Annotated in this window: 12 protein-coding genes; 8 read left to right on the top strand and 4 right to left on the bottom strand. The window is 33.2% G+C overall.

The window, feature by feature from the left end; translation table 11 throughout:
* Nucleotides 1–3 precede the first annotated feature (3 nt).
* The 5 genes from X929_RS07690 to X929_RS07670 all read left to right on the top strand — a co-directional run bounded on the left by X929_RS07690 (nucleotide 4) and on the right by X929_RS07670 (nucleotide 5,103).
* Nucleotides 4–1,350 carry a B12-binding domain-containing radical SAM protein gene (locus X929_RS07690; protein WP_103067440.1) on the top strand — a complete coding sequence of 449 codons (1,347 nt, stop codon included), beginning with the start codon at nucleotides 4–6 and terminating at the stop codon, nucleotides 1,348–1,350.
* A gap of 116 nt (nucleotides 1,351–1,466) precedes the next feature.
* Entirely contained in the window at nucleotides 1,467–1,721 is a 255-nt protein-coding gene (locus X929_RS07685; protein ID WP_103067439.1) for a type II toxin-antitoxin system Phd/YefM family antitoxin, read from the top strand.
* A gap of 145 nt (nucleotides 1,722–1,866) precedes the next feature.
* Nucleotides 1,867–2,967, top strand: a complete 1,101-nt coding sequence (locus tag X929_RS07680; protein WP_103067438.1) for an ABC transporter ATP-binding protein — start codon at nucleotides 1,867–1,869, stop codon at nucleotides 2,965–2,967.
* 84 nt (nucleotides 2,968–3,051) lie between these two features.
* Nucleotides 3,052–3,837, top strand: a complete 786-nt coding sequence (gene cas6, locus X929_RS07675; RefSeq protein WP_103067437.1) for a CRISPR-associated endoribonuclease Cas6 — start codon at nucleotides 3,052–3,054, stop codon at nucleotides 3,835–3,837.
* A gap of 48 nt (nucleotides 3,838–3,885) precedes the next feature.
* Complete coding sequence (locus X929_RS07670; RefSeq protein WP_103067436.1) at nucleotides 3,886–5,103, top strand: 6-phosphofructokinase; 1,218 nt, start codon at nucleotides 3,886–3,888, stop codon at nucleotides 5,101–5,103.
* A gap of 80 nt (nucleotides 5,104–5,183) precedes the next feature.
* Here X929_RS07670 and X929_RS07665 read toward each other — a convergent pair whose 3' ends face one another.
* Genes X929_RS07665 through X929_RS09725 form a run of 4 tightly spaced genes read right to left on the bottom strand, consistent with a single transcriptional unit; the run spans nucleotide 5,184 to nucleotide 10,550 of the window.
* The gene (locus tag X929_RS07665; RefSeq protein ID WP_103067435.1) at nucleotides 5,184–8,372 is read right to left on the bottom strand and encodes a S41 family peptidase; all 3,189 of its coding nucleotides are present in this window, start codon (nucleotides 8,370–8,372) and stop codon (nucleotides 5,184–5,186) included.
* A gap of 21 nt (nucleotides 8,373–8,393) precedes the next feature.
* Nucleotides 8,394–9,758: a D-alanyl-D-alanine carboxypeptidase/D-alanyl-D-alanine-endopeptidase gene (locus X929_RS07660; protein WP_103067434.1), complete on the bottom strand. Its 1,365-nt coding sequence runs from the start codon at nucleotides 9,756–9,758 to the stop codon at nucleotides 8,394–8,396.
* Nucleotides 9,755–10,360 carry a TetR/AcrR family transcriptional regulator gene (locus X929_RS07655; protein WP_103067433.1) on the bottom strand — a complete coding sequence of 202 codons (606 nt, stop codon included), beginning with the start codon at nucleotides 10,358–10,360 and terminating at the stop codon, nucleotides 9,755–9,757. The genes X929_RS07660 and X929_RS07655 overlap by 4 nt, the downstream gene beginning before the upstream one ends.
* Before the next feature lie 49 nt (nucleotides 10,361–10,409).
* Entirely contained in the window at nucleotides 10,410–10,550 is a 141-nt protein-coding gene (locus X929_RS09725) for a hypothetical protein (protein WP_169925005.1), read from the bottom strand.
* A 422-nt stretch (nucleotides 10,551–10,972) separates the two neighbouring features.
* On the opposite strand from X929_RS09725, the gene X929_RS07650 reads away from it, so the two are divergent.
* From X929_RS07650 to X929_RS07640, 3 genes are all read left to right on the top strand, one after another.
* Nucleotides 10,973–12,223 (top strand): MFS transporter, encoded by a 1,251-nt coding sequence (locus X929_RS07650; RefSeq protein WP_103067432.1) that lies wholly within the window; start codon nucleotides 10,973–10,975, stop codon nucleotides 12,221–12,223.
* A 23-nt stretch (nucleotides 12,224–12,246) separates the two neighbouring features.
* Nucleotides 12,247–13,014, top strand: coding sequence for a GTPase RsgA (gene rsgA / locus X929_RS07645; RefSeq protein WP_103067431.1), 768 nt, complete (start codon nucleotides 12,247–12,249; stop codon nucleotides 13,012–13,014).
* 184 nt (nucleotides 13,015–13,198) lie between these two features.
* On the top strand, nucleotides 13,199–14,872 hold the full coding sequence (locus tag X929_RS07640; protein ID WP_425440346.1) for an IS1634 family transposase: 1,674 nt from the start codon (nucleotides 13,199–13,201) through the stop codon (nucleotides 14,870–14,872).
* Nucleotides 14,873–14,877 lie beyond the last annotated feature (5 nt).

Genomic DNA, 14,877 nt, shown 5'->3' with positions numbered 1-14,877 from the left:
GATTTGAACTTCTTGGTTGTTAATCCTTGGATCTACGATTTTGCCGCATATGATTTTTGGCTTAAACCCTTAGGGTTGTTATACATAAGTGAGGTACTTACTTATTTAGGTCACAATGTCACCTTTGTTGATTTGTTAGACAGGCATGATAAAGATTTAATCGCAAAATCGCCCCCAAAAGATAAGAAGTACGGAACTGGTAAATTTTATAATGAAAGTGTTGAAAAGCCAGCAATATTAAAGAATATCCCAAGAAAATTCAAAAGGTACGGGTTGCCTTTAAAATTGTTTGAAAGTAAGTTAGAAACAATAAACAAACAGAATAAAATTGATGCAATCTTAGTGGGAATTACCTTAACATACTGGTACTACGGTGGAGAAAAAACTATCGAAATTTTGAGAAATATCTTTCCATCAACTCCTATTTTTTTAGGTGGTGTTTATTCCACCTTGTATACAGAACATGCAGAAAATAATTTTTCCAAATTTAAAGTCAATATCTTTCCAGGTACTGGGATATTTCCTTTAAAGAAAGTTTTGGAATTGCTAAACGAGGAACTTACAAAATTAAATAACTTCAACTGGTTTGAAGAAATTGATCTCACCTATGATTTTTATGATTCCTATCTCACTTATGTTGTATTAATTTCTTCCGTAGGTTGTCCCTTTCATTGTACGTATTGTGTAACTCCTAAGATGTGGAAATTTCAATATAGAAGTATTGACAAAATAATTAATAACATAGAGTATATTCTCAAAAAAAGGCCCTATGTAAAAGATGTCGTTTTTTTCGACGATGCGTTCTTATTAAGAAAAGATATTAAAGAATTGTTGAAAGCCTTATCTACCTTTAACGTTCGATATCATTTGCCCAATGGTATACATGCTCGACGTATTGATGATGAAATAGCCTTGTTATTGAAAAAAGCAAATTTTAGGACCATAAAATTAGGGTATGAAAGCTACGATTTTAATATTCAAAAAGGGACAGGATTTAAGGTAACTAATGAAGATCTTGTAAAAGCAGTTACGTCTCTAAAAAATGCTGGTTTTGATATGAATGATGTTTATGCTTACGTGTTAGTGAATCTACCCTTTCAAGATAAGGAAAATGTAATACAAGCTGTAGACTTCTGTCATTCACTCGGAATAAGGGTGAATTTAAACGAATTTACTCCAATTCCTGGAACCGTTGAATACAATGAACTTATTAAAAAAAATGTTATATCTCCAAACATAGATCCTTTGCTTCTAAATAACACCATTATTCCTTATTGGTCCAATTTTGGCCTATCTATTGAAGATCTTGAAGAAGTTAAAAGATATACAAAATCCAAATATTCCGATTAGTTGAGATTATTAAGTATTAGAGACTTTTAGAATTGATTACGCCAGAAAATCTTTGAATTCCGTACCTTGACATATTAGAATAAATTGACTATAATTATAGTCAAGGAGTGAAAAAAATGTATTTAAAAGACTTTACCTTTTATAGTTTAGCTGAAGCGAAAGCAAAATTATCTCAAGTTGTTGATGAAGTGGAAAATAAAGACATTGTGATAACCAAAAACGGTTTGCCAAAGGTTGTTTTATTAAACTATGACAAATTTGTAAAACTCATGGATTTTGTCGATGAAGTTAGAGATATTTCCCTTTTTGAGGTAGAAAATGTGGAAGAATATCAGCGAATTAAGGATTTTTTTAAGGATTTTGATTACTGAGTTCATCATTCTTTTTGGTTAACTCTGAGGTAAATGGTATAGACTCTTTTTTCCTTATGGGTGGGCTGCGGGGCGAAGGGGCGCTAACACAAGTTTTAGTGTTATTAAAGACAGAAAAAAATTAAAAGATGGAGGTGTTTTTTTAATGGCTCAAGTTTTATTAGAAAAGGTTAACAAGGTTTATCCAAATGGATTTCACGCAGTAAAAGATGTAAATTTCGAAATAGAAGATAAGGAGTTTCTTGTGCTCCTTGGTCCTTCTGGATGTGGAAAAACAACTACTTTAAGGATGATTGCAGGGTTGGAAGATATTACAGAGGGAACAATAAAAATCGATCAAAAAGTTGTAAATGATGTGGAACCAAAGGATAGAGACATAGCTATGGTTTTCCAAAATTACGCCCTATATCCACATATGACTGTTTACGATAACATGGCTTTTGGGTTGAAATTGAGAAAAACACCAAAAGACGAAATCGAACAGAGGGTCAGAAACGCCGCAAAGATTCTAGGAATTGATCACTTATTAGACAGAAAACCAAAACAATTATCAGGTGGGCAACGACAGAGAGTTGCACTAGGTAGAGCTATCGTAAGGGATCCTAAAGTGTTCCTATTCGATGAACCTCTTTCAAACTTAGATGCAAAATTAAGGGTTCAGATGAGAGCCGAACTTAAGAAATTACAAAAAAGGTTGGAAGCTACGGTTGCTTATGTTACGCATGACCAAGTTGAAGCTATGACTATGGCTGATAAAATTGTCATTATGAATGAAGGAGTAATTCAACAAGTCGGAGGTCCTTTTGATGTATACAATAATCCTGCCAACATTTTCGTTGCTGGATTTATCGGGACTCCTCCGATGAATTTCTTAAATGTAAAAGTATCAAGAGATAACGGTATTTGGTTTAAAACTGAGGGAATATCTATAAAAGTACCAGATGATAAAGCACCTTTACTTGAAAATTATATAGATAAAGATGTTATATTTGGGGTTAGACCAGAAGATATTTATGATAAGAATTTTTTTGAAGGTGCTGATGAGTCTAATATTTTAAAAGCCCTCGTTGATGTCGTTGAACCTTTGGGAAGTGAGACTTTGCTTCATTTAAATATTAGTGGGCAATCAATAACCGCAAAGGTAAGTCCTCGAACACAAGCAAAATCTGGGCAGAATTTCGAAGTTGCTATCGATTTATCCATGATACATGCTTTCGATAAAGAAACTGAACAAGCTATATTTTAATTTTTTGAATTCATACCCTTTGTGCCATTGTCACAAAGGGTTTTATCTAAAAATTCAATATTAATATTATATGGGGGGATTCTATTGGTTATTAAGTTGGTTTTTGGAGCTTTAGAAGGTGACAAAATCGATCTTCCTGTTCATTACAATAGACCTTTGCAAGGACTGTTTTACTATTTAATGTCTGACACTGTGCCGAAGTACCACGATTTAGGAACAAGATCTGAAGATAGGAAGTTGAAGCTTTTCACTTTTTCAAGGATTTATCCCCACAACTCCTTTAAAGTTGTAAATAGAAGAATGGTATTTAAAGGCTTTTTCAATATTTATTTTGCCTCGCCAATTGATAAATTAGTAAAAGCGGTTTTACATTCCATAAATGAACAAAAGGTCGTAAGAATAGAAAAAAATTATTTTACTTTAATGAAGTATGAAGTTATTAATAATGAAGTTGATGAGGAAATGCTTGTTAAAACTCTCTCGCCTATTACAGCATATTCAACTATCATTCTACCAAACGGGAATCGTTACACTCATTATTTTTCGCCATACTCATCAGATTTTAAAAAATTGATTGAAGAAAATCTCAAAAGAAAAGCATCGGCATTAGAAATTGAAATACGAAATAATAATTTTTATATTGAACCTTACGGTATAACAGAAAAAAATGAAAAATTACTTTTTTACAAAGATATTATAATAAAAGGATGGACTGGATATTTCATTTTAAGAGGCGATCCTCAATTGTTGAAATTAGCTTTAAATTCTGGATTGGGAGCTAAAAATGCACAAGGATTTGGAATGATCCTTTCTGCTGATAAGAGTTCTATAAAAGAAAAGAATTTTTCACAACTTGCAGAAGAAGGCTGAAATACACATACATTTCAGTTTTAAATTAAATGTTCGGGGGTGTAATTATTGACTAAAAAAAATATTATGTATGCACAATCGGGAGGAGTTACCGGCGTAATAAATGCTTCTGCATATGGACTTATAAGTAGGGCTTTGAAGGAGCCACAAATTGATAAAATATATGTGGGTATAAATGGTATTACAGGGGTTCTTGAAGGTAAATTGTTCGATTTAACAAAAGAGTCTGGCGATAAGGTAAATAATTTGAAAACTACTCCAGGAAGTGCCTTTGGTACCTGCAGGCATAGATTAAAAGAAGGAGACGAAGAAGGTTTTCGAAAACTTTTTAAAACTTTCGAAGATTACAACATTAGCTATTTCTTTTATAATGGTGGTAACGATTCTATGGATACAGCCCATAAAATCGACGAGTACTCAAAAAAGATAGGGTACGATTTAAAAGTTATAGGTATTCCGAAAACAATAGATAACGATCTATACGGTACTGATCATTCTCCAGGTTATGGTTCTGCATCCAAGTATTTGGCAATTTCAATGTTGGAAGCCAGCATAGATACTCGTAGTATGGCAAAAGACTCCACAAAAGTTTTCATAATGGAGACAATGGGGAGACACGCAGGCTGGCTTGCCGCAGCTACTTCTTTGGCTAAGTTAAATGGAGATTTTGGGCCTCATATTATTTTGCTACCAGAAAGAATTTTTGAAGAAGATAATTTTATTAATAAGGTTCAAAAAGAGGTAAATAGAAATGGTTACTGTACGATAGCTGTTTCTGAAGGCATTAGGTATAAAAGTGGGGCTTTTGTTTCCGATATGGGCTACACCGACAGTTTTGGAAACAGGCAGTTGGGAGATGTTGGAAGGGTTGTAGCCAATATTATTTTAACTAGGTTAGGTTTGAAAGTGCATGTGTCTATACCTGACTACCTCCAACGAAGTGCAGGGCACATTGTTAGTAAAACCGATCAAGATGAAGCGATTATGGTGGGAGAAAAGGCCTTAGAATATGCTTTGAATGGTATCTCAGGATTCATGGTAGCGATTAATCGCCTCTCAAATAACCCTTACAAAATAGAATTTGGCAAAGTCCCTTTATTTGAAGTAGCGAATAATACCAAATATTTACCTGAAGAATATATTTCTGATGATGGTTACGGTCTGAATCAACATTTTATCGATTATGCTAAACCTTTAATTGAAGGAGAAAGTTATCCACCTTACGAAAATGGTATTCCTAAATACGTATCTTTCCCAATTGAATGATAAACATGAAGTAAGTGAGAGGGGGGCACCCTAAACAAAAAGCCGAGCAGTGCGCTCGGCATTTATTAGGGATTATTGATTTATGGTTTTTTGATATCTTGTGGGGCTATTGGTGGATTCTCTTTCAGCTGTTTTAATACTATTTCTATTGCCATATCTAGTTGAGGATCTTTTTTTTCTTTATAATCTTTTGGTGTAATGTCTATTTCAATGTCCGGATCGGTTCCATAATTTTCGACATCCCATCCAACGTCTTTGAACCAAAAGGCCATTTCTGGCTGGGTTGTTATAGTTTTATCAACAAGCGGGTTCCTGGGCCAGATTCCAATCACTCCCCCCCAAGTTCTCTTACCTATAAGTTTCCCTAGTTTCATCAATTTAAATGAATGACTAAAAATATCTCCATCTGAACCAGCAAACTCGTTCGTTATAGCAACCATTGGACCTCTAACGCTGTCATATTGATAGGCTTCGGCCTCTCTATATGGTGAGAGATCGTATCCTATAAACTTTCTATTCAATTTATCCAAAATCATTGAAGATACAAAGCCACCACTATTGACCCTTACATCGATTATGAGTCCGTCATATCTGACTTCGCTTAAAAAGTTTCTGTGAAATTCTGCGTATCCAGTGTAACCCATATCTGGGATATGAATGTATCCAATCCGTGAATTGGTTTTTTCGTGAACATAATTTTTATTTTGTTCTACCCATTCCCTATATCTTAGAGGAGTTTCATCTTTTAACGTTTTGACAATATACTTTCTCTTACGTTCAATATTATTACTGCTTGATACTACTATTTCAACATCTTCACCACTGTAGTTTACCAAAAATTCATTGGGTATTTTATCCTTTATTTCAATGCCGTTTATCGATAATAGGTAATCCCCTTCTTTTACCTCAACTCCTGGCCCAAGTAATGGAGGTTTATTTTTTTCATCCCATATGTCTCCTTTGACAATGTGACTAATCTTGTATAGATTTTTATCTTCATCCAATATCAAATCCGTCCCTAAATATCCTATTTTATAAACTGGCTTGGGTTTGTATTCTCCTCCCATCTCGTAAGCGTGTGATGACTTTAATTCTCCTTGCATCTCCCATATCAAATCAGAAAATTCTGTTCTTGCTGCTATTCTTTCAACTAGAGGATAATACTTTTCTAATATTTTATTCCATTCGATTTCTTCTAGTTTGTCTTTATCCCAAAAATAAAACTTTTGTAGACGCCAAGCTTCACAAAGCATTTGTCTCCATTCTAACAGTGGTTGAACTTCCACGTTGATCCTATTAAGATCTATCCAACCACATTTTCTGGAATATTTATTTTTACATTCTTTTTCTTGTTCTGGAGAAGGAGGGTTAGAAGTTTTAAGAACTCTTAATTCATCGTCAATCCGTACGACGATTTTCTCCTTATCCTCGGAAATTTGAAAATCTGAAATTTCCTCAAGATAAGTATTCTCTTCTTTTTCAATGAAATCGTAGTATTTCAAGGTTAATTTTTCATCTTCTTCGCTAAGCATATCTTCTTCATTTTCTAATACACCCTTTACGGGAGAAATTGTATAGAAAACCTTATCTTTTGCAGCTTGTATGTTTACATATCTTTCTTCGCTAATTGGGAATGGTAAAATTCTATCAGCTATGTTATCAAAATCAATGTCCACTTTTATTTCTTCTTTTTTCTCTTCTTCTTGTTCTTTTTTCATTATTTCCTGAAAAGGTGAAAAGATATCTTTTTTGAGTGTTATAAGATAAGGCTTAGTCCCTTTTGCGAATGCTAAATTCATTTGAAATCTATCTTCAATTGGATTGAATATTCGATAAGATAGAAAATAAAGATATTTTCCTTCTGGATCAAATACGGGGTTTACATCTATGAGAATAGGTTTTGTAACTTGATGTATCTCTCCTTTTTCCTTATCGAATATCATAATAGCTGCCTGTTTATTGTTTATGAACTTTGAATGAGCAATCCACCTACCATCTGGAGAGAAAGAATATCCATTAATGGGACCAATGGTACTTTTATCCACATCAATCTTCTTATGGTTTCTCAAATCAATCAAAATGAGTTCGTTTCTTTGATTGGTTAACAAAATTTCTTCATCTTTCGGAGAGGCAACGATATTCATAACCCTTCCTAAATCATATTCTTCTAGTTTATCTATTAAATTACCAGTTTTTAGATCATACACCTCGAGATGTTCATAATTATTTTCATCACTTATTGTTACTGCCTTTTCTTCATCTTTTAGATTTAGGTATGTGGTAAGTCTATATCTGACACTGTTTTCTTTTCCAAGTTGTTTAACCGGACCGTACCAGTTGTTGTAATAAAAGCTTTTGCCTCTATGAGTAGTTATTAAATTCTCAGCATTTTTAGAAATAGAGAAACCTTCAAAATACTGTGTCGGGTCAACGAATTTTCTGTTTCTTTGGGGTAAGGTACTGTAGTATTTTATATTTACCTTTTCTGATACGTTATTTGATACATTCAAGATATAAATATCCGAACCGGCATGATACACAATATTTTTTCCATCCGATTTTGGGTTTCTGACATAAAAATCCTTATGATGTGTATGCTTTTTTAGGTCTTTCCCTTCAACTGTGCAGGAGTATATGTTAGCAACATCGTCATGGTCTGAGATAAAGTAAATTCGGTCTTGGATCCATATTGGATTGGCAAAGTTAGATTTTAAGTCGATCAATTTTCTGAAGTTGTAGTTTCCTTCCAAGTCTATCAGTAATTCGCCGGCTGTTCCACCTCTGTATTTTTTCCATCGAGCTGGATCTCCAGTTTTCCTTCCTAAAACAACACCTTTTTCTTTCCCAAACGAGATTTCAGTGGCTATACCAAAATCTAATTGTTTTAATTTCCTCTTATCTTCAACGTCTACTTCCCATAGAGATGTGATCCTTTTAAATGGTTGAGCATAGTTTGATGAAAAGATTATCTTTCCATTATGCCAACAAAGTACTTTGCTGTTTTGGCCTAGATATGTTAACCTAATTGGTACGCCCCCAATTGAAGGAATTATATATACGTCAGGTACTCCTTCATCTCTTCCAGTAAAAGCTATCCATTTTCCATCTTCAGAAAAAGTTAGATCGGAGATTTCTCCAACATTTGTGGTTAACCTTCTAGCTATACCCCCTGAAGAAGGAACTACCCAGATGTCATCTTCTGCAACAAAGGCTATTTGATCGTTGTAAATGGTCGGAAATCTGTAGTAACCGTTGAACTCTTCACCCATAAGTTCTTCCCCCTTTTGTTATTATAAGTTTTCATAGAGATAGTTGATTATGGAATTTTCAAACTCTTTTACCTTCAAAACATCAAAGGGAAAGTTATTTTCCATTAAGCTGAAAAGGTAATAATTCCCACTATTTGATTTGAAAATCCCACTGATGGCAGAATCGTAATATAAAGTTCCGGTTTTTGCATAAATTTCAAAATTGAAACGATTTTCAAGTGTACTTTTTTCGTATGGTGATGCTAAGTAATCAAACAAATTAGATTGATACTTTGAATATAGATAAAATAATGTATCAGATATCATCTTTGGAGATAACAAGTTGTACATAGATAATCCACAGCCATCTTTAATTACATAATTGGTCATGTCGTATCCTAAGGTTTCTTTGATTACTTTCTTAGAGTGATTTTCAGAATCTTCTATTTTCCCATTGCCATAAATAGCGCCAAGATTTCTAAAAATCTGTTCGGCTATCTGATTATCGCTTGTTTCCAACATTTGTTGTATTATATTGATTAGAGGTGGAGAATAATTAGTATATAGAAGATTAGCGTTAAAAGGCACTTCATCATATCTTATTTCTCCCCAAAACTCAACACCTATTTCTTGTAAGAATAATGTTGTAAGAAAATTAATGTAATCCTTTATTTCATAATTTGTTTTATATTTAAAAGATTCATGACTTGTTTGCCAAATATTAATTGCCGAGATTTGTGGTTGTGGGTCATCCCACATCCAACCTCTACCAAAACCTTCTTCGGTCATGAAGGAATAATCGAAAATAATATCACCATATATCTTTTTTATTCCCCTATCCACCGTTGCCCTTTTTAGTATTTCTTTGTATTGTAAAGAAGTTAAAACGGGGTCTCCATATCCTTTTATATACAGATTTCCTCTGAAATGCGGTGATATTTCCCCTGTATGGTATATTTTAGTTTCGAATTTGTAATTATTCCCTAGACTTTCCAAGGCAACGAGGGCGGTAATTAATTTTGTGTTTGAGGCGGGAATGAATAATTTTTCTGAATTATAGTCGATAAGAACTTCACTGGTGCCAAGATCTCTCAATTCAAACCCAACAAATCCTTGAAAACTTTCCAATTTTGAAATGAGTTCATTTTGGATTTGAGGAGTTATGGGGGGTGTTTCTGAAGGCACTATAGGAGTAGGTTTTGTTTCAGGTTCAGCAATTTTTGAAGGTTCTATTATTTGTATTTTTGAGGAATCTTCATTATCTCTAGGGATTGGAACCCTACTCGAAATTGGAGCAGCTATGACAACTGTACTAACATTAAAAAAAACTAAAGTAAAGATTGTGAGACTCAAGACGGTCAAAAAATTACTAGATCTTAACTGATTTTTGGTTTTAATATTATTCACTCCTTTTCAGAATTTATTTTATAAGCTAAGGCTGTTTCAATTAACTTTCTGTAATTATTAATAACTTCTTTAAAATCATGATCTTTGAGCATCAGACCCATGCCTTTTGTAATGGATGTAAGAAATTCTAAGATGTATTTAGCTTCGATGTCCTTTCTTATTTGCCCTGCATTTTGAAATTCAGCGATCTTATCAGTGATTACCTTTCCAAATCGTTGATAGTAGTAATCGTTTATGATGGAAGTGATTTCAGGGTGTTCAAAAAGATCATCTATGGGGTACTCTTTCATCAGAGATTGAACATCGAAGTTTAGATTAGATAGATAGTCAAGAACTTCCTGGAAAGTGTTAAAATCATCAACGTATTTCTTAAAAGGGGTGAAGAAATCGTCCAATAAATTCTTAATAACAAAAATTATGAATTCATCCTTTTTTCCAAACTTTTTATAAACAGTCGATTTGCTGAGTTTGGCATCGTAGATAACCTTTTCATAATTGAAGTTAGTGATGCCGTGATTGAGTAGTTCCCCCTTTGCCAAATCGATTAATACTTCAATTTTATATTTTGTATTTTTCTTAGAAATTTTTTGCCTTTTAGCCATACATCTTCTCCAACTTATAAAATTTTTAAAAAAAGAGTGTAGTCTCTTTTCATATTAATATAGCTTCTTTTAATATTTCATCTTTTAACTCTTCTCTTATAGCTCTATCTGAAACAACATCAACCTTAACATTCAGTGGCCTTTCCAATTGTATTTCAACTTCTTCACTTTTTTGCCCTTTTAATTTCAACTTTGGGTATCAATTAATATTATAACATTCTTTGAGCATGAGAAGAAACTTTTAAATGGCTGTATAATAAAAATGGTTGATGAGGTACTTGAGCAGAGTTAATTGCAAAGAGTACAATATGTAAAGTTTTCTTGTGCGGAAAAGAGTTGCTACAGAAAAAATAAGGAAATAACATCTGAAATAAGTTCATAGGGAAAAACGTTGTATAATATATCTAAGTTTGAATAAAAACCGAAAAAGGGGGTGGTTCTATGCTGAATATGAATATATTATGTGTACTAATAGCAAATATTCGAAAGTCGGCTATCCCTTCGGTTTGTAAAAATAGACCTTTCTAAAAAGATGAGTCTCTTTTTAAGATCCGATGGGATATAAAAAGTTACTCAATTGCTTATACACGTACTTTTTAGGAGGTCTAAAAGTTGAAAGAATTATTTCACAACAGGAATTATATGTTCTATTGGTTTAGCAGTGCTTTTACTATGGCAGCAAGCAACATTGTTCAATTTATGCTTTCATTGTATGTTTTGGATACAACAGGTTCTGCTACTCTTTTTGCAACTATGCTATCCATAACTATCTTTCCAAGATTGTTATTTTCCCCCATTGCAGGAGTTTTTGGGGATCGTTTCGACAGAAGAAACTGGATGTTTTTTTTAGGGCTTTGTTCAGGAGTCACAATAGCCTTATTTGGAATACTTCATGAATCAGGAATTATTTTAACTATTTGGATAATCTATGTATTAGTCATATTATTGGAAACATTTGAAACATTTTATAGTAGCTCATCCGTTGGAATAATACCCCTTATAGTAAAAAAAGAAGAAATAGGTGTGGCGACCTCTTTTGCAGATATTGATGAAGGGATAGTGGGGATTATTGGTCCTCTTTTAGCAGCAACGTTCTATGCCACCATTGGAGTAGGTGTAGGACTAATAATGGCAGGCGTTATATCATTCCTCGGATCTGTGCTTCTTCTTTTTATGCATACTCAGGATATTAAAGATGGTGAAGAAAACGTTAAAAATACAATTTGGAAAGATTTTTTAGATGGGGTTAACCTTGTAAAAAAAGAACCATTCTTAAGAAAATTAGTAATCCTCGCTCCACTGACAAACTTTTTCCTCACCTCCGCTTTCAACATAAGCTTAGTGTTTTTTTTAAGAAATAAATTGAATGTCTCTGATATAGTATTTGGTGGTTACGAGGCTATTTTATCGGTGATGGTTTTAATAGCTCCATTTATAGCCATGAAATTACTAAAAAAAGAAGACGCCGCTAATTTATTACCTCCCTTAATCTTCGGAATTACTATTGGTTTTACAGTCTTAGCCACCATTGTCATTTTCAATTACTTTCAAATTCTCGGTCAACTTTCAACAATAATTATCTTATGCATAGCTAGCGGTATAATTGTTGCCATAATAGAAATTATGAATATCGCATCATCAGTTATGTTTAAAACATTAGTCTCAATTAAATTTTTAGGAAGGGTTATCTCCATAGTCAATCTTCTTGCTACTATCTCTATTCCTCTTGGACAGATGATATATGGAATTATGAATGATTTTTATCCTATTTACTGGACATTAATATTATCAGCAGGAGGATTTTTCTTAATGTACTTTTTATCAGCCTCTATTTTAAAAGACATAGCAAAACCAAAAGAATGAATTTGTAATAAGGAGGATTTTTAATGGTTGAAGAAATAATGAAGAAATATGGTTATTTTAATTTTTTTAGAGATAGTCCAATTAATGATAATATTGGTAGAATCACCTTTGTCAGTAAAGAAAATTATCTTGTTATGACACCAAAGGGTGAATTGATTGGGAAACTTAAAGGGAGATACAGCTATGAAATTGAAGATGCAAAAGAATTCCCATATGTGGGAGATTGGGTTTCTATTCAATATACAGGTAATGAAAAAGAAGTTTTAATTGATCACCTTTTTCGAAGAAAAAATAGGATCTCCAGGAAAATGAGGGGTAAACAATTTTCAGAACAAATTATTGCTTGTAACGTGGATTATATAATTTTTTGTATGTCAACTGATGAGAATTTTAGCTTACGATTATTGGAAAAATATCTATATGCTTTCTCTTGCCCAAATTCTAAGAGCCTTCTTGTGCTTACGAAGAAAGACCTTGCAGAAAATGTTGAAAAGAATATTAAAAAAATAAAGGAACTTTATCCTAATCTTGAAGTGATAGCAACAAGTATCTACGAAGATTCTAGCATAAAATTACTTCTTCCTTACTTACTTGAAGGAACTACTTCCGTAATTATAGGTTCATCCGGTGTTGGTAAATCAACCTTAATCAATCACATTGCTGGTAAAGAGATATTCAAAACAAGAGAAATTAGTAAAAAAACTCAAAGAGGCAAACATACTACAACCTTCAGAAAACTTATTTATCTCGGAGAAGGATTAGGATGTATAATACCTGACTTTGACAGTTGAGAGACGATTTTTCAGTAAACCGAACGGAAGAAAGCGGGTTTGAGGGGATAAAACACCTATTTTTTTGAAAAAAATTTTTTGATGTAGTGACACTTTTTTCTCTTTTAATTATATTATTCTCTTGACTTCATAATATTTCTGTGGTATAATATTAAAGACATTATGAGGTTGGGAGATGATTTGGATGTATGTTAGAACCGTAAAAAACAATCAAGGGAAAGAATACTTAAGAATAGTAGAAAGTTACCGTGAAAACGGTAAGAACAAACAAAAGATAATCGCTAATTTGGGTAGAATCGATACTATCAGTAGAAAAGAAGTGGAAAATATTGTCGATAAACTCGTACAGATATATGATATAAAAGGTTATGTGAATTTGAATAGTGTTGAGGAAGCACCTGATAAGAAGAATTATGGGGTAAAAGTAATAGTTGATAGATTGTTTGAAAGGTATGAGATGGATAAGTTCTTTGAAAAGATGGATAAAAAGGCGAGGTTCGATGTGGAAGATTTGTTGAAAATAATGGTTATGAACAGAATAATAGAACCAAAAAGTAAGTTGGGAATATTCAACGAGTTAGATTATTACGGATTCAAAAGGAAACGCCCCGAAGGGAGTTCAAGGATGGATGAGGCAGAAACAGGCGAAGAAGGGATAGCCTTACAATGGATGTACAGGACGCTAGATGTGTTAGCGCAGAAGAAGGAAGAGTTAGAGAAACATCTGTACCGTCAAAGGATGAGTTTATTCAATTCTGTAGTAGACTTAGTGTTTTACGACGTAACGACGTTAGCCTTTGAGACACAACAAACGAACGAGTTACTACAGATGGGGTATTCGAAAGATAAGAAGTTCAACGAATCACAGGTGGTTCTAGGGATGTCGATAGATAGGGATAGGATGCCGGTTAGTTTTGATATATACCCAGGTAACACGTTCGAAGGACATACGTTCAAAGATACGATAGAGGTGATGAAAAAGAGATATCAGTTGGGAAAGGTAATAGTGGTTTGTGATAGAGGGATGATGAGTAGAACCAATATGGAAATAGTAGAGAATTCTGATTACGAATTCATAGTGGGTAAATCGATAAAACAGTTAAAAAAGGTGGATATATTCGATGGAGGATTCACTGAAATAGCAAAAGGGATTGAATACAGAGAAATAGAATACGAAGGTAAAAGATTACTCATAATACATTCAGAGGAAAGGGCAGAAAAAGATAGAAAAGACAGGATTAGATTGATTGAAAAAGCGAAAAAAATGTTGAAAGATGGGAACATAGAAACAAAAAGCAAAAGAGGTGCAAAAAAGTACTTAAAGACAAAGAACGAAGTAGATTATACACTTGATATACAAAAGATAGAAAAAGACGAAAAATATGACGGATACTATGGAATAATAACCAACACACAGTTGAATCCAAAACAGATATTAGAGCAATACCATACCTTGTGGAAAGTGGAAGAAAGCTTCAGAACACTAAAGAACTATCTTGAAACAAGACCAATATTTCATTGGACACAGAAAAGGATAAAGGGACACATAGTGATGAGTTTTGTATCTTACATAATGCAAAGAACGCTAGAATTAGAACTAGAAAGGAACAATATAGAATACTCACACGAAAAGATAAGAGAAGCGATTAAAAACATGGAATACATAGATATTAAACCCAACGAACAACATTTTGCCATTAGGACTAACATGAATCTTTTAGCTCAGAAGATATTGAAGATACTTAATATACCAATTCCAAAAGTGGTAACCCCATATGAGGAATTTGTAGAGAAACTAAAACTACAGAACGAAAATAAGGAAAATAAAGGATTAGAAAGGAGCAAAGCAAAAGTATAAGTCTA

It is taken from the genome of Petrotoga olearia DSM 13574, assembly GCF_002895525.1.
GTDB classification, from domain to species: Bacteria; Thermotogota; Thermotogae; order Petrotogales; family Petrotogaceae; genus Petrotoga; species Petrotoga olearia.
The sequence above is the reverse complement of the archived record's forward strand: the minus strand, read 5'-3'. Positions and strand labels throughout refer to the sequence as shown.

Excerpts from the sequence above, each read along its gene's own strand:
- X929_RS07685 (WP_103067439.1), top strand. The coding sequence starts at position 1,467 with ATGTATTTAAAAGACTTTACCTTTTATAGTTTAGCTGAAGCGAAAGCA.
- X929_RS07680 (WP_103067438.1), top strand. The coding sequence starts at position 1,867 with ATGGCTCAAGTTTTATTAGAAAAGGTTAACAAGGTTTATCCAAATGGA.
- X929_RS07665 (WP_103067435.1), bottom strand. The coding sequence starts at position 8,372 with ATGGGTGAAGAGTTCAACGGTTACTACAGATTTCCGACCATTTACAAC.
- X929_RS07655 (WP_103067433.1), bottom strand. The coding sequence starts at position 10,360 with ATGGCTAAAAGGCAAAAAATTTCTAAGAAAAATACAAAATATAAAATT.
- rsgA (WP_103067431.1), top strand. The coding sequence starts at position 12,247 with ATGGTTGAAGAAATAATGAAGAAATATGGTTATTTTAATTTTTTTAGA.
- X929_RS07640 (WP_425440346.1), top strand. The coding sequence starts at position 13,199 with ATGTATGTTAGAACCGTAAAAAACAATCAAGGGAAAGAATACTTAAGA.